The organism is Paenibacillus sp. FSL R5-0345, assembly GCF_000758585.1.
Lineage (GTDB): Bacteria > Bacillota > Bacilli > Paenibacillales > Paenibacillaceae > Paenibacillus_AQ.
In genome coordinates this window covers 811,636-837,913 of the sequence record NZ_CP009281.1, presented here as the reverse complement: position 1 = coordinate 837,913, position 26,278 = coordinate 811,636, and the positions used below count along the sequence as shown (strand labels likewise).

The window sequence follows — 26,278 nt, the reverse complement described above, 5'->3', positions numbered from 1 at the left end:
CAGCGCAATGCGCACAACACCCCGCACGAACACCCTAAGGCTCAATCAACCCATACTTCGTTTTTATCCGATCCAACTTTTCAATCATAGGGTTAGCAATAAAAAACAAAAACACCACCGTGGAGATCGCATGCACCATATCAAACCAAAAGGCGGAAATATAAGTGGTCATCAAAGCCGACCATGAGAACTCTGAAGTGAACATCATCAGCGAGCCTATATTGATGATGCCTCCGTATACCAAGAAAGTAGCTAGCCCTCCGAAAATGCAGAGAGACAGCTTAGTCTTTTTAAGCAGACCCTTCTTGAAGAAAATGCCCGCCAGAAAACCAATAATGCCAAAACAGAACATTTGCCAAGGCGTCCAAGGTCCCTGACCAAAAAAGAAATTAGAGACGAAGCCCGCAACAGCGCCCACCAAAAACCCTGCCTCCGCCCCCAAGCTCACCCCTGCAATGATGACAATAGCAACTACTGGCTTAAACTGTGGCAGCATGAAAAAGGCTGCGCGTCCAGCAACGGCAATGGCTGCTAACACTGCTATGACGATCAATTCCCTCGCCTGCGGTTTCCGATTCTCGAACACCATCGCAAACGGAATCATTGTATAGAGGACGATCAATAGACTAATAAAGTAATATTTGCGATCATCTAGGACGAGAATGCCTAACAAAATTGTAGCTGGAATAACTACAAAGATTAGCAGTCCCGCTAATAAAGTTCGACGACTCAAACGACGACTCGTCACCTGCTTCGTTGACATAAATCAATCACACCCTCTATCGTTACTCCCTCGCTCCATACATGACGCGCCATACGGTTGGCGGCAGTCGTATAGAAGCTGTTTCCCGCAAAAAACTTCTGCGCTTCATTCGTAGTAATGATACTTCCATCAAAAAACATGGCGCAAACTTCCGCATATTTGGCACAAAATTCAACGTCATGCGAAACCATTACGATGGTAACACCTTCAGCATTAAGCTTCTGTAAGAATAAAGCTAACTTCTCTTTAAAAGGCCCATCCAGTCCCTTCGTCGGTTCATCCAGCAGCAGAATCTTTGGCTCTAACAAAAGCACTTTAGCCAGCGCCGCACGCTGCTGTTCTCCCCCGCTAAGGTCATACGGATGCATCGAGAGAAGATGTTCCAGTTCTGCGAACTTAACCACAGCCTCGACTTTAGCCACCTTTTCTCCCTTCGTTAAAGGAAGCTGGGATAACATTTCGAATAGATCTAGCTCGACTGTTTTTTTCACAAATAAGGTTTGTGGATTTTGCGGGAGAATACCCAGATTGTTAGTAAACAGTTCCTTGGCGTTCATCTTCGCTGGATTCTTCCCACCGATTAGAACCTTCCCCCTGTACGGCTGAAGAATGCCACTCATCAGCGACAACGTCGACGTCTTCCCCGTTCCATTTCCACCTACAATAGAGTAGAATTGCCCCTGCTTCACTTCAAAAGACAAATCTTTAATGATATCGGGTCCGTGTTTATCATATTTAAACCATACATCTTTGAACTTTATGACAACAGGGCCATCCTCTTTCGTGCTTGGATGAGATTCTGCCATTGTTGCAGGGGTCTTATCCTCTAGAAAAGCATCCAACCATTGGCGTCCTTCCTTCACAGTAACAGGCCACGCTAAGTCATTATCTACTCCTGCGTAAATTTGCATCGGTGAGGGCATGGACAGAAACATCGGATGATTCAGTTTGCTTAAGACTTCACCCACCTTTTGCGGGGTATCATCGGCAATCACAGCGCCCTCATTCAGCACAATCAGTCGATCTGTAAGCGGAAGAACATCCTCCAGACGATGCTCGGTCATGATAACGGTTGTGCCAAGCTCGCGATTTATCTTTTTGACCGTCTCCAAAAAATCGGAAGCCGCGATAGGATCTAGCTGAGAGGTAGGCTCATCAAGGATTAGAACCGAGGGATGCATAGCCATAATCGCAGCTAAATTGAGTAACTGCTTCTGGCCACCTGATAGCTCAGTCACACTTTTATGGAACCAGGTCTGAATTCCGAAAAAGCTTGCCATCTCAGCCACGCGCAAACGAATCGTAGAATTGTCATAACCTAAGCTTTCAAGGCCAAAGGCCAGCTCATGCCACACCTTGTCTGTCACAATTTGATTGTCCGGACTTTGGAGTACATAACCGATTTCCGCTGCTTGTGTCCGTTGATCGATCTCTTCTACAGGTTGACCCTTATAATAAATCGCCCCTTGGCGTTTGCCATGTGGGGTTAGGATTGTTTTCAGTTGTCTTAGTAAGGTACTTTTGCCGCAGCCTGACTTTCCACACACAGTAATAAAGTCTCCGCTTGCAATCGTAAGATTGATATTCGAAAGAGCCATCTGCTCTTGTTCAGGAAAAGCAAAGCTTAGTTCTTCGATTCGATAGATTTCCATTTCATTGCCTCCACCATATTGATGAGCACAGGGATCATACATAGCGCAAAATAAGCGATATATACAAGGATACTAAAAGGTGTAATTGCGCTCGCTTTAATTGACGGATAATATCTCATCGTGTTCTCACCCATCGCTGCGCCGATGGCTACCATCGCAATTAAGCCTGTCATGATCAAGAGGGCTACTTTGTCCCGGGCATCTAGACGGAAGATCGAAAAGCTTGTACGTCCAGGCAATCCATATCCTCTTGACTTCATAGAATCCGCCGTCTCAATCGCATTTTCCAGAGCCCAGGTGGTCATTATCGATAGGATCGTAATCCCATTGCGCGCTCGAGCGAGGAGATTTCCCTGTGTGACATCCCGGCCTATGCATTTTTGGGCATTCGAAATCACCTTGATTTGCGCTAAATATCTAGGAACAAAACGAAGCACCATCGAAAAAATCAACGACAGTGCCGGCAGTATTTTTCCGAATATATAAATAAACTTATCCGAGGTCATCACGACGTTATAACAGGAGAACCAGATGATTACCGTCACAAACATGCACGCCGCTGCTACACCATAAAGAATGGATTCCTTCGTAATGGGATTTCCATTGTTCAAATAGAACAGGATCGTTACCCCTTGATGATTAAAAACAGGGTTCATAATCGCCATAAATAGTAGAAAAGGAACCATGTACAGCAGATTAAATCGAACGGCTTTCTTTCCTTTTAACATAAAGGAGTAGACCACTGCACTGATAAGGGCAATCACCTGAAATATGGGATGCATGAACACCATGCTAAACAGCAATACCACAACAAAATATAGAAAATTCACAAACGGATGAAAGGTAGAAAAGCTATCCTTCATTATTTCTGTGCTCCTCCTGTGGCTACATAACCACCTACATCTCGACCTAAATCACAAGTGTATACCCATTCAACGACATCGCCATCCTTAAGAACATAACGACTGCTGCCGTAGTTAGGGAACCAGCCATTAACTTTGTACATCCATCCACTAAGCTCTCCAGCATCAAATTCATACAGGTTATTTATACCTTCAATATAATTACTGTTATAGATCGGCGTCATGCTGAATTCCATATGGATTTTATTCTTCTTCATCTCTCTTAACAAAACATCAAACACAGACTCACCTTCATAAAAGGTTACCTTCTGCGCTTTATAAATGATACCATCTGCCGGCAATACTTCAAGCTTATCCTTATTAAAAATATCCATGTTATCTAAAATCGTAGCCGCCGACACGGACAAGGTAGCCGTTAATTGCTTCTTCTTATCTACTGTTGCATCTTGCCATTCCACTGGCTTAGGTTTCCCGCTCGGCACTGGATCGGTAAGGAATTTATCCTTTTTTGGTTCCTGCTTGGTTTCTGTTGTCGCTACTTTTGAATCTAGTTTGGTTACTGGCTTTGCCGTCGCTTTCGTTTCCGGCACGGACGTTTTAGCCGCTTTCGGTGTTGCGGTCGGTTGTGCCTGTGTATCCGATTTAGGTGTTGCGGTCGGCTTTTCAACATCTGTTACCGCAGTTTCGGTCGGCGTTACCTCTTCAGTTGGTTTTACCGTTTCAACGGGCTTAGCTGTTTCGCCAGGCGTAGCTGTAGGTGCTATCTCCGTTGTCTCGGCATCACTTGAGGCTGAAGGCTCTACATCAACATTCTGATTCGAAGCCGTGTTGTCTGATTCTACAACCTGAGACTCTGCAATGTTACTCGCAACCTTGTTCGGGCTCTTCTGATAATTCCCGCCCCAAAAAAAGGAAATCGCCAACACACCAATAATTAGTATCGCTGTTAGCCATTTTTTCTTGTTCATTTCTTAAGTTCCCCACCTTAAATAATAAGCAAGGGTATACACGCTCCCCTTGCTTATCTCTTCTAAATATAGTTCTATTTAACGTCTGTCATGTCATAAAGACTCGTCTGACCTTTAACGAACCGATCATAAGCAACCAGTGCATACATTGCTTGATCCGTAGCCATAAGATCTACTTCTCCTGGTTTCGCGCCTCCGTTGCCTACTCCACCCTGCTTCACGTGATAAAAACCACCTTCAGGTGCAGCAAAGCCAAGCAACGCATCTACCGCTGAACGGCCATTTTTAATGAATCTGTAATCCTTATGCGGATCTATACCAAGTCCAGTTAAAGCTACAATCACCTGAGCAATGCTCTCGGAGTTCGTAGACTCCCAGCTTGCAAAGCCGCCGTCTGCTGTTTGTGTTTTGGATAACCAAGTTATTCCACGATCTACAGCAGCCGTTACTTTGGCATTCGTTTTGTAATAAGGGGTTAAGCCTTGAATAACCATCCCAGTGATATCCGGATCAGCCTCAGTAGCATTACTGCCTAATGCCCATCCCCCGCCGCTGATCTCTCTGCCTAAAATGTAATCAATGAGCAGCTCTCTTGTTGTTTGCGTCTTTACATCTTTAACTACTGGAATGTCGTAATGATTACTATCCAGTGCGATCAAGGCAAACACAGGTCCATTAATACCTTGCTTGATTACAGTATCAAAATCCGCGAGCGGTTCCAGTAGGTTATAACCCGCCACTTTATCAATATTTTTGCCGATTGAAGTTAATGCCAAAATAACTCTATCATATTCCGTATATTTTACGCTATGGAGCTTCCCAGCTTTTTCTTTAAGGGTTGCTTCTACATTCGCATAGTACTTAGCGTAATAACTATCTGGAACCTTCACACCAGAACGTGCCAGCCCGAACACTGTCCAATCCCCGCCAACCGAGGCGATGACCGGGTTTGTTACTGTTTTTTGCAAAAAGGCTGCTGTGTTCTGAATATATGGACTAACCGCTTTGTCGCCACTCTTATAATCATGGGTTCTAGTAGCAACAACAACTGCCATTTCTCTCGTTACAAGCTCTTTAGGTTTAAACTGATTATTATCACCTAACATAAGTCCGGTGGCAACAATGGTTTCCACATCTGCTTTAGCCCATGCAGACACTGTATTGATATCTTTAATAGCTGTACCTGGCTTCGTAGCCGGGATTGATAATGCTCTGACAATAATGGCTGCCATTTGTTCGCGAGTAATCTTGTCATTTGGCTTAAATTCATTATTAAAGCCTGTAATTAACCCTGCTTTATGCGCAGCATTCACATAAGGATAGAACCAATCTCCCAGAGCGACATCCTTGTAGGTAATTCCTTTGTCACTCTTGATATCCAGTTCCAATGCTGATACTAGGATCTTAGTAAATTCTGCTCTTGTAATATGATCTTTCGGATTCACCTGACCATTGTTACCTTGGATGTACCCTTTTACTGTAGCTGTTTCAATCGCTGAGAACGCCCATGATGAGATCTTATCGGCGTCTTTATACAGTTGCTCAATGCCATTAGGAGTCGCTGTTGGAGATGGACTCACATTCGGCTCACTTGGATTAATTACATCACCAGGAGCAGGAGTACCGCTAGGTTTAGGCGTTGGTTTTGGTGTCGCAGATGGGGTTGGCATCGGTGCATTTAGATCCGCACCCAAATTCGTAGTATAACGCCACTGAATTCTATCCCCTGAACTCAGACTATATGAAGATGCACCATAATTAGGATAATTTCCATTCACATTATACATCCATCCACTACCGCTACCATGGTCAAATTCTCCATCGCCAGCTATGGATTCAACATACACACTTCCAAATGTACTGTTCCAAGAATATCTATAGTCGATATCGCGGCTATCTAGCACTCTCTCTAGTACAGACCATACTGTGTCACCAGATTGTAGCTCTACCTGTACAGATGGAACAACATATCCCTTCTTAATCGTAAGCTTATCCACGGATAGGGTTACGTATGTCTTCGATGGAGTGGTTCCTCCACCGTCATTGCCACCATTACCGTCACCACCAGGCGTTTGTACTGCACTGGAGGAATACGCAATGTAATCAGTGAAATGATTAGTTTTTACGATTAAATCATTTCCACTATCATAGGCATACTCAGACTTACCGCTTGCAAAGCCTAAGTCATCGCTTGCAAATTTTTGAATCGCATGAGGTGTGCCATTTTGAATATAAGCAGCATCTTTTCCTTTAAGGTCCTTAAAGGTTAACGTAATAAATTGACTGAATTCTACTCTTGCACTGCCACCCATGGAAAAAGCATGAATAATGCTCTCCAGCTTCTTATCCTGAGAAATAATCTGATTCAGACTATCTTTTAGTGCAGCTTCTGTGCCTGTTAAAGGTGACATCAGTTCAATCGCAGAGGCATCTCCGCTTGTAACTTTTGCACCCTTAGGAATGACTACAGATACGTCACCTTTGGCAGCCTCAATCTGAGGAAGGTCGCTGTTAATAGGTAAACTAACACTAACCTTCGATTGTTGACCTTTAGGAATAACTACTGTTATTTCCTTGTTGCTATCTCCGGCGCTGATCGGAACGATATAATCATGAGCATCATCATTGATGATAACTTCCGGCTTATCACCAGAAGGTAACGGGAATTCTTTTGGCCCCTCTGGTTGTATAGGTGGTTGTTCAATCACCACATCATTCATATCAAAAAGACGGTTACTATGATTGATCAGACGGTCATAAGACACAAGTGCATACGTACCTTGGTCCGTAGCCATACCATCTACTCTACCAGTGAGAATATGCTTAAATCCACCATCCGGATCAGCAAAGGTAAGCAGTGCATCTATAAGCGAATTTCCTTTTTTAACAAACCTTGGGTCACTGTGCGGATCTACGCCTACACCAGTTAAAGCAACAATGACCTGTGCGATGCTCTCACTGCTTGTGCTTCCCCAGCTTGTAAATCCACCTTGATCATTTTGCGTACTCGATAACCATGCAACCGCCCGATCCACAGCAGCTTTTACATTAGGATCCTTTGCATAGTAAGGTGCAAGTGCTTGCATCGTCATTCCGGTGATATCGGTGTCGGCTTTAGTACCAAATAACGCCCATCCACCAGTCGGTGCTTCTTTTTCTAAAATATACTGAACCAGTTTTTCTCTTGTGGTTTGATCTGTAACGCCTTCTACTACAGGAATATCATAGTTATGACTATCTAAGGCAATCAGTGCAAATATAGGACCATTAAGCCCCTGCTTCTGAACATATTGAAAATCTGCAAGTGCATTTCTTAGATCATAGCCTGCAACATTCGTGATATCTTTTCCGATCGAGGTAAGTCCTAGAATCGCTCTGGAATGCTCAGTACTTTTCGAAGCGTCGAGTTTTCCATCCTTCATTAGCTTAGCTACTTCAGCAGCTACATTGTTATAATAAAGATTGTAATAGCCACTTGGAACCTCGTAATTGGCCCGTGCCAGAGAAAGAATCGACCATTCCCCGCTGCCTGTTCCAAATGACGGATTCTTTACAGTGTTTAGGATATAGGCAAGGTTTTTATTTAATTGTTGTTTTGCTACAACGGTAGTAGGCTGTTCTAATTGAACATCCGTCATGTCATAGAGACGTTTGCTATTATTAATCAGACGATCATAGGATACGAGTGCATATGTACCTTGATCCGTAGCCATAGCGTCTACTTTACCGGTGAGAATATGCTTGAATCCACCATCCGGCCCAGAGAAGCTAAGTAAAGCATCTATAAGTGAATTTCCTTCTTTAATAAACCTAGGGTCACTGTGCGGATCTACACCTACGCCAGTTAAGGCAACAACAACCTGTGCGATGCTCTCACTGCTTGTGCTTCCCCAGCTTGTGAATCCGCCTTGATTATTTTGTACACTCGATAACCATGCAATCGCCCGATCCACGGCAGCTTTTACATTAGGATCCTTTGCGTAATAAGGTGCAAGTGCTTGCATCGCCATCCCGGTCATATCGACGTCGGCTTTGGTTACACCTAATGCCCAGCCTCCAGCATCTGCTGCACCTTTTTTAACTTCTCTATCCAAGATGTACTGAACCAGGTTTTCTCTTGTGCTTTGATAGATTACTCCCTTCTCATCAGGATCAGGGAATAATACTGGAATTTCGTAGTTATAACTATCTAGTGCAATCAGAGCAAATATGGGACCGTTGTTCCCTTGCTTCTGAATATATTGATAATCAGCGAGTGCATTTCTTAGGTCATGACCTGCAACATTCGTGATATCTTTTCCGATAGAGGTAAGGCCTAGAATCGCTCTGGAATTCTCTGTGCTTTTGTTAGCGTCGAGTTTTCCATCCTCTTTGATCATCGAACTTATTTTCGTAACTACATTGTTGTAATAGAGATTGTAATAACCGTTAGGTACTTTGTAGTTCGCACGTGCTAGAGAAAGAATCGACCATTCTCCGCTGCCTGTTCCAAATGACGGATTCTTTACGGTGTTAACGATGTAGGCCAAGCTTTTATCTAACTGTTCTTTGGCAGTGATTTTATAAGTAACCTGATAGGTTACATTATCTGCTTTGTTTCCTGCGCCATCCACAGCCGTTACTGCGATTACGTTACTACCCGGGTTAAGAGATGCTTTGTACTCACCATTAGTAGCTGACAGAACGACTTGGTTCAGCTTTACTACTGGAATAATGTCTTTGTAGACATTGTCTGTAACCACTACTTTGAAGCTTACATCTTTACTGGATACTTCCTGTTTATCTTGTATACCTTCTATCAAAATCGTAGGCTTCTCTGTATCTGGCTCTTGTACTAACGCATTAATCTGCTCTACTAGAGCTTGATCAACCTCTGTTGTTACAACTGCACTATCGGCAATTGCTTCATTCGCATGAGCCGGGATTACGCTTGTAGAGAACGTCGTGATAAATACAGCTACAATGAGTAACCAAGCTAAAAACTTATTATTCTTCATGTTTCCATAACCCTTCCCTTCTTTTCCTATGATAAAAAACAGAATAAACTTTTTTAGCACTACAAAAAAACCACTCAACATAACGTCAAGAGGTTTAAGATAGTGAACCGCAACAATAGCAGGCATATACTATATCAAACACCTCTCTATCGCTCGTAGAGTTTAACGGTGTATCAGAAACAGGCTGATATTCTGGCTCAAGTATCATCACCCTTGCTACCTTCCCAGTTTCCCAGTGGTACCTTGCAAGGACTCCTCTTTCACAGCGGCGGGACCGCGCGGGATTCACACCCGCTTTCCATTTAACCAATCTATGATTGTATTTCCGAAACATTCATAATTGGCACCTATTGCTAATATTAATTTTTCCATGCTTCATCATATCTAATATAGATGCTTTTGTCATGCAATATTTGTTTTTTGTATAACAAGTAGTTGGAGATAAATCTATTGAATATCAAACCATTTCAACCACAATATACTCTTTTTCTCTCAGCTCAAAACCATCCTCCAGTGACAAAGAGGCCAAATCAAAGATTCGGTCATACTTTTTATTACGTGGGTGCCCTTCCTCCTCTGCCCAGCAAGTATAAAGCTCAAACACGGTGCCAGCTACTCCGATATCTGTCATAAGTTTAAATAACTCCAGGCAACACTTGAGTGAGGCGTTATACGAACCCGGTAGAGTATTCTTTAGCTCAGGGGATACAGAGAAGCTACCCCAATTAGGTGAAATCCGATACACAAACGGACTCCGAAAATGCTTGCGAATCTCATCGTTCCAATACCCAAGTTCCTCTATAAAAATACCCGCTGCATCTTCTTCCGAGTCATATACAAGACAGTCCTCATCTCTTAAATGAGATAGATCTGCAATGTCATCCAAAGGAATTATGCCTTGCAGGCGCAGAGCCTCTCTTTGTTTCTTATACTCTGGTGAATTTTTCACTTCATCATATGTCTTTGCTGACAGTACACTGCCTCTTTCTCCTAACGGAAGCTCTGTAGCCGAGCCTATGTAATGAAATCTGCTCACTGGTTATTCCTCCATCACTCTTGGGATCAATTCAAATCACTAATTTCCATATGAATTTACCACAAATTAGTAAGGTACTCACTACAAATGTTCTATGTTAGGGTATTTGGTAAGCGTTTACAACAAAAAAATGGAGGTGCCAGTGTTCATCTACGTACCAAAGTGCTTGAGGAAAGGTCAGGTTTAAGCATCCTCAAAAATGATCTTACAAAGGAGAATTCAATGACTACTCGAATCCAGAAATCCTTCTTATCATTGACCCTTGTTACCGCTCTTCTGCTCTCTTTGTTCTCATCCATTGCCGCCGCTGCTACCAAGGACGAGCAACAAGCTAAAGCAGCACCAAAGAGTAAAATCCAATCCTATGTAGACGATATGCAGCCCGGATGGAACCTTGGCAATACTCTAGATGCTACAGGTGAGGATGAAACCTCCTGGGGAAATCCGCGTGTGACCCAAGAACTGATTAAGAAAATCGCCGCACAAGGCTACAAAAGTATCCGGATTCCTATCACTTGGGATTCACACATAGGTGAAGCACCGAACTACACCATTGAAAAAGCTTATCTCGACCGTGTCGAAGAAGTGGTCGGCTGGGCGCTGGACGCCAAGCTTTATGTAATGATTAACGTCCATCACGACTCCTGGTTATGGGTAAGTCATATGGAAGAGAAGCATGATGAAACGCTCGCGCGTTATAACGCAGCATGGACTCAAATTGCGGACCGCTTCAAGGATAAATCCGATAAGCTGATGTTCGAAAGCATCAATGAACCCCGCTTCACAGATGGCGGAAGCACCGATGAAGCGAAGATGGAGCAAATGCTTACAGAACTCAACACTTCCTTCCATCAGATCGTTCGGAACTCCGGTGGAAAGAATGATGTACGTCCGCTAGTTCTACCTTCATTAGAGACTTCTCCTACGCAGCCTAGAATGGATCAGCTCTACAAAACGATTACAGCTCTCAACGATCCGAATATAATTGCTACCGTTCACTTCTATGGCTTCTGGCCGTTCAGTGTGAATATCGCCGGCTATACCACGTTTGAAAAAGATACAAAAAACGATATCACCCAAACTTTTGATAACGTTTACAACACATTCGTAGCTAAAGGAATTCCGGTTATCGTTGGTGAGTTTGGACTACTGGGCTTCGATAAAGATACAGGTGTGATTGAACAAGGCGAGAAGCTGAAATTCTTCGAGTACCTTACCTATTATTTAAAAGAAAAGAAAATGACCTCTATGCTCTGGGATAATGGGCAGCATTTCAACCGCAAAACTTATAAGTGGTCCGATTCCGAGCTGCAGGGTGTATTAATGTCCGGTCTGAAGGAACGTTCCTCCAGTACCGAAAGCGATCTGGTCTATCTTAAAAAAGGTGCAACCATCAAAGACACCAAAGTGAAGCTTAATCTAAACGGAAATAAGCTTACTACCATTAGTGTAAATGGCAAACATCTAACTAAAGGCAAAGATTACACCTTAAATGGCGAGGAGCTTACACTCAAGGCCAGCCAACTTAAAAAGCTCACAGCTTCCCAAAAATACGGTGAAAATGCTGTGTTAACGCTGAAATTCAACAAAGGCGTTGCGTGGAGACTAAAGATCATCGTGAATGACACTGCCAAATTAAGTGATGCCAAAGGTACGACTGAATCGTTTGCGATTCCGACTACTTTTAATGGCAACCAGCTTGCCACGATGGAGGCTGTCTATACCGCTGGCGGCAATGCAGGCCCTCAAGATTGGACTCCATTCAAGGAGTTCGGCAATACTTTCTCACCGTCGTATAACACGAAAGAAATCAAGCTGCTCCCAGCCTTCTTTAAAGATGTTAAAGATGGAGAGGTCATCTTGAAATTCCACTTCTGGAATGGTGATATCCTTACTTACAAGATCACGAAGAGTGGCACTAGTGTTGTAGGAAAGTCTTCTTAGCTTTCACTGTATAAAATAAATAGGAGTGTCCCTTCACAGGGACACTCCTATTTTTAACTACATCATACATAAACTTCTTCATACGTCATCAACATCAAGCGATAGACCAGATATACTCCAAGATAGGCTCCCGTTAGAAGGAACATTGGATTCAAAAAAATCGCATGGATCGAAGTCATAAATACCGTGTTATCCCTTAATATTTCATATATGGCTAGGGCAGAAATATTACCTAAGATAAGCGCAGACAACACAGAAGCCACATTAAATACAATGCGCCACTTTATCCATTTCCGTTGTATCATTAGCATGACAATGGGTACCACTATACTGCCAAGAACGATTAGAAATTTCATCTAGCCACCCCGATATCTTTTTAATCCTCCAGCTCAACACTTTCGATTTGACCCTCGGCATTCACTGTCCATTCGATTTCAACACCTGGCATCAATCCAAGCTTGTCCTCATCTTCGATCACTACATGATCAGGGATGGTTATGGTCTGCTCTCCCCCACCTTCGACTTTAACGGTAACCTGTTTACCATTAGACGTAGTAATCTTTCCATCATATTCAATCTGCTGTAAAACAATCTTTTGGCTCGGATCCGTAATGGTAACCCGCTTGCCGCCATCAGTCAGCAGCTCAATCTTTTTATGATATCCATCCTTTAAAGTGACTTCCTTAATGACTCTCTGAACGCTAACATCCGCCGGAAGCCCCTCTGTATTGGTACCAGATGATGCATTGGGTTGTTCTGTTGCATTGTTCGTAGCCACAGGTGCAGTGGCTTCTGTTGTAGGCGTTGGAGTTACTTGTGTGGTTTCATTGGCAGCTTTAGAGCAGCCACTTAATAGGACGGTGCAGGCACAGATCAAACAAAGAATTGAAGTTCGAATCTGGCGTTGTGAATTTCCTTTATTCTGTGTCATCATTTACCTCCGCATTTAAATTTCTTCCAGTTCTATTAGTGGAAATAGTTTTACCTCTTATCTTTCTTTTATTCACCAGAAAATGGTCTACTTGAATTACACCCTGATGATCACAGCGTCATAGCACGCCCATATCTGGCTAAATACTCTTCTTTCTCCTTATAATCCGGCATGAGGCTTCCAACCTTTCTCCAAAAAGAGCGGTCATGATTCATATGAAGTAAATGACACAGTTCATGGATGATTACATAATCGATAACCTCCACTGGAGCCATCGCTAAGCGATAGTTAAAGGTTAGCTTTTTATCTGAGCTACAGCTTCCCCACTTGGTTCTAGACTCAACAATGTCAATGGTCTTAGACTTTACTCTAAGCTGCGTCTGATATCTATTAATCCGTTCGCCTACAATCTTTTTACAGCTAGCAAAATAGAACTTCTTCAGCTTCAGTTTAAGCTCTTCCTCATTTAAATCCCCTGTCTCTATTAGCTCTTGCAGCGAATAATATTTGCCCAGATACAAGAACTTGCCCTCGTCTTCATACTCTTTAAGCTTTGGCGTTTCTTTGTTTGCTTCAATGCTCTGCAGCTTCTCCACTATTAATTTGCCATGACGCTCAACCACGCTTTTAATCGTCTCTTCACTTGTTTTCTTGGGAGCTTTGAGTGTTATACGCCCTGAAGAATCTATATGAATGGAGATTTTCTTGCCATTTCCATATTGAACATTAAACTCGATCACCTGATTGTCGTACTCAATCTTCATACCCACCATCGTTTCTATAAGGTTATTCACACAAAAAAGAAGAACGCGTTTAGGCGTTCTCCTATTTTAACATGATTCATTAATACACTGGATATCCTGCCACAAACATCGCTAAATACAATATACTCCCCACAACTGAAAATACAGTAAGCGCAACATCCTTTGATTTGTCTTCCGTAAGCGCAACAGCAGCAAAAGCTAGCGGAAATGCAACAAGCAAATACCGTGGGGCTGAGAGCAGCCAGGTAGCACCCACTACGAATGCAAAGTACACGATGAAATAGGCGGTGTATGAAGGTCGGATCTTTTTTGCACCCCTAAACATGATAACTAGTGCTGAGAATATAGCGACTAAATTGGGCAGCCATATCCCAAGGAAAGAACGATGATCTCCACTCTTAAAAGTGCCTACAGCATATTCCATCTGATATCTTACGGTATCAAAAAAGAGATAAAACCGTTGAGACCAATGCTCCCGCTGGTAAATACTAAACTGAAACGCATTTCCCGTGACGTAGTAATTAATATACAGATAAGCCAGCAAACCTACTGATATGATAGCGAGACAGCCAACGGCAGTGGTGATTCTATGTATAAACGCTTTTTTATTTAGTAATTTATAATTGCCTATCAGATCCCGTCCAAATTCAATGGCAACCGGTACAATCAGAAGCACCCCTGGAGAACGAGTATACGCTGCAAGTGCACCGCATAAGCATCCGATGAGCCATTCTTTTTTTCGCACAAAATATAAACACATTAAAGATAAAGCCAGAAATAGCGCTTCTGTCATCGGAATGAAGAAGAAGAACGCGGCAGGGAATATGAAAATATACTTCACGACTCGCATGGCATTCTTACGATGCATGTCTAGTGCTGCAAGCTCATAAGCAACCAAGGCGGCAACAATAGAAGCGATATTTGAAACGATGAATCCAGCAACAAGATAATTCCCTACGAATACCTGAACTACTTTAATTAAGTTTGGAAAGAAAGGAAAAAACACAATATGGTACTTCGGATCTCCTTCCGTCACGTATCCATTCTCTGCAATCCCTAAATAATGTGAAGCATCGATCCCGAATATATGCCAAGTCTCGGCAATCTTGCTAAACAGACCCCCTGAATAACCATTCTGTATAATTAAAAATACATAACCAATGAGCATAAGCAGGATACGACTCGCCAATATCCAGCCAATAATTCGAAGCCAAGCGCGCCTTCTATCCCGCTCTCTAATTTCCTGAGTCACTTCGAGTCCCGGGTTCGCCAGCACAAATGCTGTCAAAACAGGGATAGTGCGAAGCCCCAATAATACAAAAAGTACGAAACAGATCACGGATGCAAGGGTGCCCATCACGGTCCAGCTTTCGGTCGTAATTGCCCAGTAAATAGCCGTCACCATCATAAAAAGTATGAAGATGAAGGAAATGATTTTGTCGTGCTTTTTCATTTGATCCTCCAATTATTTAGTCCAAACAAAAGTTTAGGAAAAAAAGGATATAATTGCCTGTGGAAATATCATAATCTTTGTGTATTTTTTTGTAAATCACATCTTGTCTCTTCGTACCTTACTTCCCCTCATAGCTGCTGAAATACAAGTTCAACGGCAATTCATTATCACTTTGAAAACTGTTTGACATTCTGTAGTTTATATACAATTTATCCTCGCCCTTGCCGTAAGACCATGATTCTTCGATAGCGCCTGTTAAAGGCTTTAGCGGAAGAGCCATCCTGTCGATCTTTTGGACAGATTTCTCCACTTTGTCAGCCTCTTCTTCCACAGGTTTGTATTGGTCCAGAAAAGCACGTACCAGCTCTCTTGCCTCTTGATAGCCGCTTTCCGATCTGGGGACAACTGTTCCAACCCTGTAGCCTATGATTTTATTGGTCTCAACATCTACCACAACCTGCTGTATGAACTCCATCTGATTAACAGTTAGGATATCATCCTGCATGATTGTACCTAAAGTTGTATCGTATTCACCCACACCATCGGTAATTTTCAAAGCAGCAAGACCTTCTTCGCGCGGCAGCATGAACACAGCCCGGTGCTCTTCCACATGTGTGAAAAGCTCAGCATACTTGGGTCTGTCCTTGCTGCATGCAGTGAATAACAGCAAAAGAACGACTATACCACAAATAAGATTGAAATTTGCTTTTCTCAAACGAATATACCTCCTGGTTTCACGAAACCGGTTTGGTTGAGCAACCCTTAAACCTTACCATATATTTGAAAAAAAGACACAGATGTTTATAACTACTATTAGAAAAATTAAGCATTCTCATCGCAGTGGACTACAAAGAAAAAGCCCGAGCGTATAAGCTCGGACTTAGTATTATTCAAATGGATAGATCCAGAAATGCTCTGTTCCAAAACGATCTTGGATTTCTTTATCCTCTAGCGTTTTGCTGCCTAACAGTTCAGCGGCTTGGAATTGGGATTTATGCGCCTGAATGGATGCCATCTTTTGCTTCAGGAAATCTTTCACTTCAATGATTACCTGAGGTTTTCCAATCTCTTCAATATTATTGGCGAAAGCTATACAGTGAACAGGAGGTCTCTCTGCCTTGGGCATTCTTCCAACCGTTCGAACCACTGCAGCTCCGGTAGCATCATGATCGGGATGAACGCTGTACCCCGGATAGAATGTAATGATCAGTGAGGGGTTAAGCTCCTTCAGAAGCGCATCAATATGGCCCTCAAGCAGAGCTTGATCTTCAAATTCAATCGTCTTATCGTGGAAACCAAGCATTCTCAAATCCTGTATTCCAATCGCTCGGCAGGATTCTTCAAGTTCTTTTTTGCGTATCTGTGGGAGGGTTACCCGATTTGCGAATGGCGGAACGCCCATATTCCGGCCCATTTCTCCAAGTGTCAGACAAGCGTAGGTGACTTGGGTGCCGTTTTGCACATGCTTGGCAAGTGTTCCTGATATACCGAAGGCCTCGTCATCCGGATGCGGTAATATAACTAGAATATGTCTTTCCACTGAACTCCTCATCTCCTCTACCATTAGAACGGCTCCCGGCTTAATTGTAAAGATACGACCAGTTTGCCTTGACTGTCATGCCCGGCCAGAATCAATCTTTCTGTCTCACTCTCTTCAAAGTGAGTTAGTCCTTCCGAGTATATCCAGCCCTGCGACATTTTTAAGCCGACGCGAAAAGGCCCATTACCGGAAATTGAACCATGTGAATATCGAATCACAGCATTAGTAATGAAAGTAGCTGCCGGATGCTTTGAACTATCGAAATGGGCAGCGTATGCTCCCGTCGTCATCTCAAGATGGATGTATAGATCCTGATCTTTAAGCAGGTCGATCCTCTCTTGTATTTCGGATTGATTAATTAGCTGCAAGGTTACGCCTCCATATCTGAATGAAATTATGCCTACGAAAAATAAGATCCATTACCTTATAAAGGACGGATCTGTTAAAGGATAAGCGGGTCCGTTTTCTCATCAAAGTATAACTTGCAATGCTATGTAATTCAATGGATAGAGCGATCGCCTCCAAGTGTATCAGTAATGGACTGGCTTTTTACTGTTCACCTGAAGGGGTTAATATCACTAAGAGGTCATGCTGTTTATATTAGATCACAAACTGATCTAACATCTTTACGATGACCTCACGCTTTACAGGCTTGCTGATATACTCGTCCATCCCGGCAGCTAGACAATTTTCACGGTCACCCTTCAAAGCATTAGCCGTGACCGCGATGATGGGCGGACATTTCTCTTGATGCTCATCTTTTAATATCTTCATAGCCTCTATGCCGTTCATAATGGGCATGTGAAGATCCAATAAAATAAGATCAAATGGTTCTTTCCTTGCTGCTTCAACCGCATCTATGCCGTTTGTTACAGCGGTAACGCTGTGACCCATTTTTTCGAGTATTTTGGTCAGCACTAGCGCATTGATAGAGTTGTCTTCAGCAAGTAAAATTCTTGCCTCACGTGCGGTATGAAGCTTGTTAATGTTAGCCTCTTGGCTAGAGATTACCACTGATTTCTTGGGCCTGATTGTGAAGGTAACCGACGTACCGTTCTTGCCGTCACTCTCCGCATAGATCTCACCACCCATCATTCCGACAATTCTGCGGCTGATGGCAAGGCCAAGCCCCGTACCTTCATGTCTCCGCATCATAAAGCTATCCACCTGCTCAAACGGTTCAAAAATATCAGTAAGTCGATCAGGATCAATTCCAATGCCAGTATCCGTTACCGTAAAGGCCAGCAGGGAGGGATCTTCCTTTACAAGCCTCACTTTTACCGATATGCTGCCCGCCGGTGTGAATTTCACAGCATTGCCTAGCAGGTTCAAGAACACTTGCTTCAAGCGTTCCTCGTCACCGTAAATAAATTCAGGAACGTCATGATTTATGATGCTGGTGAGCTCCAGATGTTTTTGTTCAGCTTTTATTGCGATAACAGAAAAGCTGTCCTTGAGGCAAGTTCGCAGATCGAATGTATCCTCTTGTAGCTCGCTTCGGCCTGCCTCAATTTTTGAAAGATCAAGGATATCATTAATTATATTGAGCAGGATTCCTCCGCTTTTGCGAATGATTTCTACATATTCACGTTGTTCTTCATTGAGCTCTGTTTCAAGCAGAATATCAGTCATGCCGATCACCCCGTTCATGGGAGTGCGAATTTCATGACTCATCATAGCCAGGAACTCACTTTTAGCTCTATTCGTGGACTCTGCGGCTTCCTTAGCTAGCGACAATTGCCTTTGCTCGGAAATATCCTTGCATATAAGGTAAAACCCGATATTATGATTGTTCACATAAATGGGTGCAATACTGGTGAGCACTTCAACTACTTCGCTATCCTTAGTGACAAGCTTATTGATATACTGCTCAACCGTATTATCGTAAAGGGCTCTTTCCAGAATGCGCTGGACATTCTCTTCTCCAATCAGACTCGCAAGCTTCATCCCGATCAACTCGGACTCGATGGAGTAGCCCGTTAACTTTTCCGTCATACTATTGGTGTTAATGATTCGACCATCAAGGTCAAAGGAAATGACGGCGTCATGGTTGTATTTTTTAAGCGACGTATACCGTTCAACAGACTCCTGAAGGCGTTGCTCGGATTCCTTTTGCTTTGTAATGTTAACGATCTGGCAAATGAAATATGCTGGCTGGTTCGACTCGTCGCTGAATAAGTGGAGAGTAAGCTGTCCCCAAATATAATCTCCATTTTTTGTGATAAACTGCTTTTCCATCTGCACTTCTGTTTCCTCACCCAAGAGTGCTTTTAAATCACGAAGGTTGCCGAAATCCTCGGGGTGAGAAAGGTCTTCTAACCGCAAACCCTCAAACTCTTCAGTGGAATAAGCAAAAATCTGTTCAAAGGCTGGGTTTACGGTCAGAATCAAACCATTTGGCGATATAAGGGCGATTCCAAAGGATGCGTGATTAATCACCTGTTGGTTGAATTGTTCATGGTTTAGATTTACGCGATGCATAGCGACCTCCATGGAATGATGTGATTTTTGCATGAAAAAATAGACCTTCTATTTAGAAGGTCCTATTTATATCTTATAGTCTAATTTACCCACTTTGTTATTAATTGAATCCGTTAATTTAACGGGATCGAATAGAACACTCTGGATCCCTTATTGTTGGTATACCATACAATTTTATCGCCGCTAACAATAGGGCTGCCTTCTGAAAGTGTAAAGTTCTTAATCGTTTGGATACCGCCAGTGGTTGCACCCTCTCCATTTATAAGAACATATTTCAGGTCACCCGGATGATTCTCCTTATCAAATTCCTGCCACAGCACCATCAGCTTATCGTCTGTTATTTTCACTAGTTTTGGAATGGAAGCGATCTGGTTTGTACCTACATATTTAGCCAAGGTGATGTGGTTCACTGCTGTGCTAGACAGGTTAGCTTTTGGCAGTACGCTAAGAACGATATCTCTCTGATCCTTCTCCAGTCCCACCATTTCATAAGACGTATATTCCTTGACAAGCGAATGATCAATCGTATTCATAGCGACAATATAGTTCGCCGAAGACATCTCGAATCCGCCTATAGAAACACCAGTAGCGTTCGCTCCGATTTTGCCGGGGATATTGAACAGGTCTACCTCGTTATAGCTGGTTCCATCTCCTTTATTCAGAACAATCGAACGGGGATACGCGTCACCATGATCCACTAGAACATGCGTGGCACCATCAAACAATACAAACTGATCAAACGAGTGACTGACATGATTCTTCTGGAATCTTCCTAGATCATTCGTCACAGTCATAGTTTTGGTGTTCACGATAATTGTAAGCTGGGATTGATGATTTAGTTTATCTTCTGTCGTGTATCTAGTACGTGAGGTGTGGAATACCAGCGTATCACCAGCTTCAGCCATACTACCGGAGCCTGCATCAAAAGGGCTGACTGTATAACTCTCCCCACCCTTTATGGAGACACTATCGATTCTGTTAAAGCTTTTATCATAACGGACAATCCGAATGACTTCTTTGCTATCATTCTCTTCACGGTTCTCTTGTCCAAAAGCAATGTAGTTATAGTTCTCACCGCTATAGAAGCCCCCAAATATCGGAAGCTCCAAAGGAATACTTTTGTTTCCCGTTAGTTCGAACTTCTCATTATACGATTCAATCGTAACTTCCTTTTTCGCCTCCAAAACACTTACAGTCCCATCATTATTTTTCACCAGATAGGAAGAGACTGTGCTTTTCCATCTGGGAAAATAAGAAGATACAGCGTTACTTTCGGTTTCCACCGCCGTCTTCACCCGGTAAGCGTGATCCGGAACTTTGGAGAACAAGGATATTCGATCAGACTGAACGTCATATTCGATATCGAATGGAATCTTCCCCGCCAAATCTCGCAGCTGAACATAGTTATTCTCGTCAATATTGTACGCCGTAATCGACTGTAGCTGCCCATTCACTAGCACTTTAGAGGTCGACAGCGTGGCTGAATAAGTCCTACTGCGACTATAATAGTTGCTGCTAGCTTTCTTTTCAGGCGTATAAGCTTGCCCGGTTATGATCTCTATCGCATTGTTTGTTTTGTTCCAAGTGACATCAAATTGACTGGCTGTTCCCGAGAAATACTCCGCTACATCACGCAGTCTGAAATAATTATTGTTCGAGATATTGAACCCGTTCAGAGCCTTTTTCTCTCCGTTAAAATATGTACTGCTCTCAGTCACCTTAGCCTTCACCGTATTACTCGCAAAGGTTGTAGTGCCGAGCGCGGGTATAACCAGTAATACAATTAGCAAAACACTAAAAATCCTCTTCATCCAACTTTTCCCCCATTTATATATAAATAAAAACACTATAATTTTTATCGGTATTTTATTCCTATTCCTCCACCACATAACTTATAAACGCCAAGTGCTTACTATCCGGAGACCACGAATTCACGTTAATCGTACCTTGTCCTCCAAACAATTGTACTAGTGTGCGATAATCTCCTCCTCTGCTTGCCATCAATCGAATCTCAACATCCTTATTTGCAGGGTGATCGCCAGGATCTACATCTCCTTTGCGGTAACTCAGGTAGGCAATCGTCTGACCATCTGGCGATACATGCGGGAACCAGTTATTACTCTCATCAAAAGTCATCTGTGTTTGCTCAGTGCCATCGGCATTCATACGCCATATCTGCATCAGCCCTGTACGCACCGAGTTGAACCATATATGTCCCCCATCTGGTGAATATTCAGGCCCATCATCCAGCCCAGGAGAATCCGTCAGTTGTACCTCAACTCCACCGTCTACTGGAATGGTATAAATATCATACTGACCATTGCGCTCAGCACAGTAAGCCAATTCAGCACCATTTGGAGACCAGCCGTGTAAATAGCTTGGTGCATTCGGTGTAATTAGAACCGGCTCGCCACCCTCTATAGGAAGGATGTATATACGAGATTTACCATCTTCTTTTGTATGATGACTTATTGCGATCTTAGTGTTGTCAAAAGACAGCACATGATCGTTATTACAATCCGTTGCAAATCCCGAATCCAATCGATCATACTCACAGGTTGCAATGTCGAACGAATAAAGACAACCTTGACTATTATAAATAAGGCGCTTACCATCGCTCGTCCAATTGGGTGCCTCAATTAAAGAATCAAACGAGCGGAGCGCAGTTCGTTCCCCTGTCTGTACATCTACGATTTCTAATGTGCTAATCACTTTCATTGTCCTCTCTCCCATCGTTAAAATATGTACATAACCCACTTCGACAGGTATTCTAAATACCCTTTCTGCAAAAAAAATCTGCCTCGAAGAGCGTTCACTCCTCAAGGCAGATCGGTATTCCTCTTATAAACGTCCTGCGGCTTTCACTTTTACCAGCAAGGCATTGCCCGGCAAGTAGGCAATCGGTATATCCTCAGACAACACAATCTGTACAGTCTCGCGATCTGCACCGGCCAGAACGGCTTGCTCTATCGCATGGTTGCGAGCATCTTCCTTGGCTTCGTCATAAGACATCTCATCCAGCGAATAAATTCGTTCCGTCTCACCACTAACCTCACCTAATGCCGCACCAATCGCATTTGCTGCATCGTAGTGATCGGGTCTTACGATCCGTGCTACACCCTCAAGCTGATCGGCTACAAGAATGCTCCCACCACCGACTAGGATAACGTCAACAGGGTCCGAGCTTGTCTTCATCCGATCAATTGCATCCTCAATATCTCGCGTAATGATCTCATCCGCTCTTCGGCAGATCGATTCATTAAGCTTCTCTGTCTGCGCATCTTTCCACTCATATCGTCCGAGCTTAACCGCCACATCAGTTGCTGTGAGCGTATCGCCGCCGAAGATAAGACCGCGCTTCAACAGCTCGTAACCCACGCTATCCGGCCCCACCGTTACCTGATCCTGCGCTTCATCCAAGCGAACGATAGTACCGCCGCCGATCCCGATGGATAAAATATCCGGCATGCGGAAATTCGTACGAATTCCGCCAATCTCAACAGCAGCAGAGGATTGACGCGGGAAGCCTTGTGTGAGAACACCAATATCCGTCGTTGTCCCCCCGATATCAACAACGAGCGCATCGTTCAAGCCTGATAAGTGAGCCGCACCCCGAATGGAATTCGTCGGCCCGCAAGCAATCGTTAGAATCGGGTAACGAAGCGCATATGAACTGTACATTAACGTTCCATCGTTCTGACAAATATACACGCTAGCTTTAATACCAAAGGCCTGAAGCGCCTCTTCAAAGCCCTTTACAACGCCGGCGATAACGTTCAGTAAAGCACCGTTCAGTAGTGAGGCATTCTCACGCTCAAGCAGTCCAATACTTCCAATCTCATGAGACAAGGTCACCGGCATATCTGCTCCAAGAACTTGCTTTGCAAGTTCTTCCACGCGTTTCTCTTGTGAGGTGTTCACTGGAGAGAATACACCGCAAATCGCAACCGCTTCGACATTCCCCTTCATCTTTGTTAAACAATCGATAACCTCATTTTCATTCAGCTCAACAATGGTTCGACCATCATATTCATAACCACCGTGAACAACATAAGCATGGGAACCAATCGTCGCTTTCAGCGTATCGTCCCAATCCGCGAGGGGAGGAACCGAAGTTGTCGCTGGTGCCCCGATCCGAATCAAGCCTACTCTACCGAGGTGCTTGCGCTCCACAATAGCATTCGTGCAGTGTGTAGTGCCAAGCATCGCATAACGAATCTGCGCTGGATTCACTTTGCTCTCTTCAAGCAAGCGGCGAATCGATTCGCTAATGCCCTCATTGACGTCACGTGTAGTATGCACTTTTATAGTATGAATCGTATTTAATTTCGAATCGAGTAAGGCTGCATCCGTATTTGTGCCGCCGACATCGATCCCGATGCGGTATATTTCTTCCATGTTATTTACATTCGTATTAGACATTACTCAGCGCCCCCTTTCGATGTTGCCAATTGTTCAATTGGAACATAAGGTGCATCATAGCCAAAATATTGCGGGCCTACCGTCTCAAGCCCCTTAGCTGTGCGCCATTTCGGATCACAAGGGAAACCAACCACACTCACCCGAGCACCGTATTTCAAATTCTCAGTCGTGATTGGCATACCGGTATCCTGGTCAAGCACGGAGATCAGGTCAGGAGTAATAGCAATGGAATGTCCATCTTCTGTGGCAAGAAGGAACTCATTCTGGAAGAACAAAGTCATCGAACGTCCCTTTTTAGCATCTGTACCTTCGAAGATCGCTTCACCGCGTGTAAATCCGCCTTCTGTACGACGGCGAATGTCTACTGCCTTTCCCTGGAACAACGCATATCCATTCAGCTGCTTCAGCAGCATTTCAATTGGATTCTGCTTCAATTCCTTGGACTCGAACAATGTTTTTCCGATTTCATACGCAAGCGTCAAGGTATGCGGAATTGCACTTTGCTTTACTTGCGCTCCAGTTACCGGATAATCACAGATCGAAGCCGACCCACCCATTTGAATCGTGACCGCACGTGCCATCCGCTCTTCCCAGACACCGTCGATCGCATGCATTAGTACTCCGTTGCCGCGTTCATCTGCCATCGTAATCGGACTGCAGTCAATACCGTCCAAGTAGAACGTCACCATTTGCGATTCAGGAAAAGCCCGTCCCATAGCATCCGCATCCACGATAGGAATGTTGCGTTCCGCTGCCGTAATTACAGGAACTAGGGAGTTACCGCCGCCAACCTCAATCGGCATAATGGCGCTCACTTTGCGTCCAAGCTCTTTTTCAATCATATCCAAAGGCTTGATCATTTGCTGAATCGAAGGAATCTTCTCATTCATGACTGTTGGTGCACCGATCATGGATATAGGAACAACCAAAGCGTCGTCTTCCAGATCCTCAGGACTGATCACACGAACAGGGCCATGCTTACGAATAGCTTCCTTCGCCATTAATTTACCGATATGCGGATCACCGCCCCCGCCTGTTCCAAGAACGGCTGCACCCACAGCAATATATTGTACCGCTTGCTCATTTAATTCTGTTAGTTTGTTCATTCTCATGATGTTATCCCTTCTTGGTCATGATTTTTCCGACAATCCATTGCACTATAAAGGCGAACAGAAATGCATCCAATGCCGGTACGCTTGTGATTTGGAACCACCCGAATCCATCTGGCGCTGCGGTGGTCATAAAAGCGAATAACGTAGCTGCGACCCATACCGCTAAGGAGCGAATCACCCAGTTTTTATTGCGGTCCAGACCATCAAAAGTGAATTTTTTTCGATCTACAAGCAAAAATTCGGACGTGTAGATCCCCCCGATTGGAGAGACAAACACCGTAATAATATTTAGGAAAGATAAAAACTTATCATAGATACCAAATACGGCAAGCAACGTAGCAAAGATACCGGCCACAATAGTAATTAGCTTTTTCGGAACCTTTTGGAACACGACAGAGAACCCTAGCGAAGCAGAATATAAATTGTTCGTGTTTGTCGTCCATTGGGCAAGGGTTAAGACGATAATGGCTGGAAGCCCAAGTCCTAACGCAATGAAAATATTCGTCAGATCATCTGTGTCCATAATTCGAGATAGAAAAATAGCTACAATCGTCATGAAGCTGTTACCCACAAAGAAGCCGATAAAGGCCGCGGTTATAGCATGCTTTGGTGTGCGTGCCCAACGAGCGATATCCGGTGAAAGCACCGTGCCGACAATAAAGATACCAATAACAAGCGAGATCGCTGTTCCCATCGGGATCGCTGCTCCGCTAATCGGCTCCCAAACGGCTGAGGCTCCTTTGGTGTGGAACGCGGAATAAATAGCCACTCCGATAAACAAAATAAGCAACGGTACGGACCAGGTGCTTAGTCGTTCAATAGATTGATACCCCCAAATAGCTGTCGACATCATCAAAAGCCCGCCTATGAATGAAAGCACCCCTAAGGACAAATGGATATCCCATAATTGACTAAAAGCAGTCTGCATATTTGAAGCGAAGAACCCGACCTGCACCCCGAACCAACCGAGTGAGAAAATACCGAGGATAACCGCTACGACACGTGCACCCATATTTCCGAATAGAAACCTAGAGATCATCGATGTCGATAACCCTGTTTTCGCCCCTACATACGCACATAACGCTCCGATCACCCCAAGGATTAACGAACCGATTATTGTTGCTGTGAGTGAATCCGTCAGATTCATTCCATTGCCAAGCTGAGCACCCAGGAACATCGCTGATAGGTCAATTCCGATGGCGATCCAGACGAGAGACATAGATAGCCATTTTTTACGCAAATGCGCTGGAACCGGCTCTCTCTCAAAATCCCCCGAGCTAAGCTCGTTCCCCTTTACTTCACTTACTTCTGCCATTCTCCCCATCCCCCTGTTGTTATCTTCTTCTGTAGCT

General features: G+C 43.7%; 20 protein-coding genes and 1 riboswitch. Of the genes, 1 reads left to right on the top strand and 19 read right to left on the bottom strand.

Annotated features, from left to right (window positions below; genetic code table 11):
* Positions 1-34: 34 nt before the first annotated feature.
* The 6 genes from R50345_RS03685 to R50345_RS03660 all read right to left on the bottom strand — a co-directional run bounded on the left by R50345_RS03685 (position 35) and on the right by R50345_RS03660 (position 10,279).
* Positions 35-763 (bottom strand): ECF transporter S component, encoded by a 729-nt coding sequence (locus tag R50345_RS03685; RefSeq protein WP_042124210.1) that lies wholly within the window; start codon positions 761-763, stop codon positions 35-37.
* Positions 745-2,415, bottom strand: coding sequence for an ABC transporter ATP-binding protein (locus tag R50345_RS03680; protein WP_042124208.1), 1,671 nt, complete (start codon positions 2,413-2,415; stop codon positions 745-747). Before R50345_RS03680 ends, R50345_RS03685 begins: the two co-directional genes overlap by 19 nt.
* Positions 2,388-3,278 carry an energy-coupling factor transporter transmembrane component T gene (locus R50345_RS03675; RefSeq protein WP_042124206.1) on the bottom strand — a complete coding sequence of 297 codons (891 nt, stop codon included), beginning with the start codon at positions 3,276-3,278 and terminating at the stop codon, positions 2,388-2,390. Before R50345_RS03675 ends, R50345_RS03680 begins: the two co-directional genes overlap by 28 nt.
* A complete protein-coding gene (locus R50345_RS03670; RefSeq protein WP_042124204.1) occupies positions 3,278-4,246 on the bottom strand; it encodes a DUF4430 domain-containing protein in 969 nt (322 codons plus the stop codon). The genes R50345_RS03675 and R50345_RS03670 overlap by 1 nt, the downstream gene beginning before the upstream one ends.
* A 74-nt stretch (positions 4,247-4,320) precedes the next feature.
* Positions 4,321-9,243: an S-layer homology domain-containing protein gene (locus R50345_RS30090; protein ID WP_231574033.1), complete on the bottom strand. Its 4,923-nt coding sequence runs from the start codon at positions 9,241-9,243 to the stop codon at positions 4,321-4,323.
* Positions 9,244-9,408: 165 nt separating this feature from the next.
* A riboswitch (cobalamin riboswitch) is annotated at positions 9,409-9,609 on the bottom strand.
* 91 nt (positions 9,610-9,700) lie between these two features.
* Positions 9,701-10,279: a hypothetical protein gene (locus tag R50345_RS03660; RefSeq protein ID WP_042124202.1), complete on the bottom strand. Its 579-nt coding sequence runs from the start codon at positions 10,277-10,279 to the stop codon at positions 9,701-9,703.
* A 222-nt stretch (positions 10,280-10,501) separates the two neighbouring features.
* Between R50345_RS03660 and R50345_RS03655 the strand changes: the two genes are divergently transcribed.
* A complete protein-coding gene (locus R50345_RS03655; RefSeq protein WP_042124200.1) occupies positions 10,502-12,223 on the top strand; it encodes a cellulase family glycosylhydrolase in 1,722 nt (573 codons plus the stop codon).
* Positions 12,224-12,285: 62 nt separating this feature from the next.
* Here R50345_RS03655 and R50345_RS03650 read toward each other — a convergent pair whose 3' ends face one another.
* The 13 genes from R50345_RS03650 to R50345_RS03590 form a co-directional block, all read right to left on the bottom strand.
* On the bottom strand, positions 12,286-12,579 hold the full coding sequence (locus R50345_RS03650) for a hypothetical protein (protein ID WP_042124198.1): 294 nt from the start codon (positions 12,577-12,579) through the stop codon (positions 12,286-12,288).
* Positions 12,580-12,599: 20 nt separating this feature from the next.
* A complete protein-coding gene (locus R50345_RS03645; protein WP_042124196.1) occupies positions 12,600-13,154 on the bottom strand; it encodes a hypothetical protein in 555 nt (184 codons plus the stop codon).
* Between the two features lie 110 nt (positions 13,155-13,264).
* Entirely contained in the window at positions 13,265-13,918 is a 654-nt protein-coding gene (locus R50345_RS03640; RefSeq protein WP_042131840.1) for a M48 family metallopeptidase, read from the bottom strand.
* A 79-nt stretch (positions 13,919-13,997) separates the two neighbouring features.
* Positions 13,998-15,371: a hypothetical protein gene (locus R50345_RS03635; RefSeq protein WP_042124194.1), complete on the bottom strand. Its 1,374-nt coding sequence runs from the start codon at positions 15,369-15,371 to the stop codon at positions 13,998-14,000.
* A 118-nt stretch (positions 15,372-15,489) separates the two neighbouring features.
* A complete protein-coding gene (locus tag R50345_RS03630; protein ID WP_042124192.1) occupies positions 15,490-16,086 on the bottom strand; it encodes a hypothetical protein in 597 nt (198 codons plus the stop codon).
* Positions 16,087-16,257: 171 nt separating this feature from the next.
* A complete protein-coding gene (gene bshB2 / locus R50345_RS03625) occupies positions 16,258-16,911 on the bottom strand; it encodes a bacillithiol biosynthesis deacetylase BshB2 (RefSeq protein WP_042131839.1) in 654 nt (217 codons plus the stop codon).
* Positions 16,912-16,934: 23 nt separating this feature from the next.
* Positions 16,935-17,279: a YojF family protein gene (locus tag R50345_RS03620; protein ID WP_042124189.1), complete on the bottom strand. Its 345-nt coding sequence runs from the start codon at positions 17,277-17,279 to the stop codon at positions 16,935-16,937.
* Positions 17,280-17,511: 232 nt separating this feature from the next.
* Positions 17,512-19,425, bottom strand: coding sequence for a PAS domain S-box protein (locus R50345_RS03615; RefSeq protein WP_231574032.1), 1,914 nt, complete (start codon positions 19,423-19,425; stop codon positions 17,512-17,514).
* Between the two features lie 80 nt (positions 19,426-19,505).
* On the bottom strand, positions 19,506-21,203 hold the full coding sequence (locus R50345_RS30085) for a hypothetical protein (RefSeq protein WP_052414451.1): 1,698 nt from the start codon (positions 21,201-21,203) through the stop codon (positions 19,506-19,508).
* Between the two features lie 61 nt (positions 21,204-21,264).
* Positions 21,265-22,110, bottom strand: a complete 846-nt coding sequence (locus R50345_RS03605) for a TolB family protein (RefSeq protein ID WP_231574031.1) — start codon at positions 22,108-22,110, stop codon at positions 21,265-21,267.
* Positions 22,111-22,233: 123 nt separating this feature from the next.
* Positions 22,234-23,814, bottom strand: a complete 1,581-nt coding sequence (locus tag R50345_RS03600; RefSeq protein WP_042124185.1) for an ROK family protein — start codon at positions 23,812-23,814, stop codon at positions 22,234-22,236.
* Positions 23,814-24,926, bottom strand: a complete 1,113-nt coding sequence (locus tag R50345_RS03595; protein ID WP_042124183.1) for an S-methyl thiohydantoin desulfurase family protein — start codon at positions 24,924-24,926, stop codon at positions 23,814-23,816. The genes R50345_RS03600 and R50345_RS03595 overlap by 1 nt, the downstream gene beginning before the upstream one ends.
* A 4-nt stretch (positions 24,927-24,930) precedes the next feature.
* Positions 24,931-26,241 carry a cytosine permease gene (locus R50345_RS03590; RefSeq protein ID WP_042124181.1) on the bottom strand — a complete coding sequence of 437 codons (1,311 nt, stop codon included), beginning with the start codon at positions 26,239-26,241 and terminating at the stop codon, positions 24,931-24,933.
* Between the last annotated feature and the right edge of the window lie 37 nt (positions 26,242-26,278).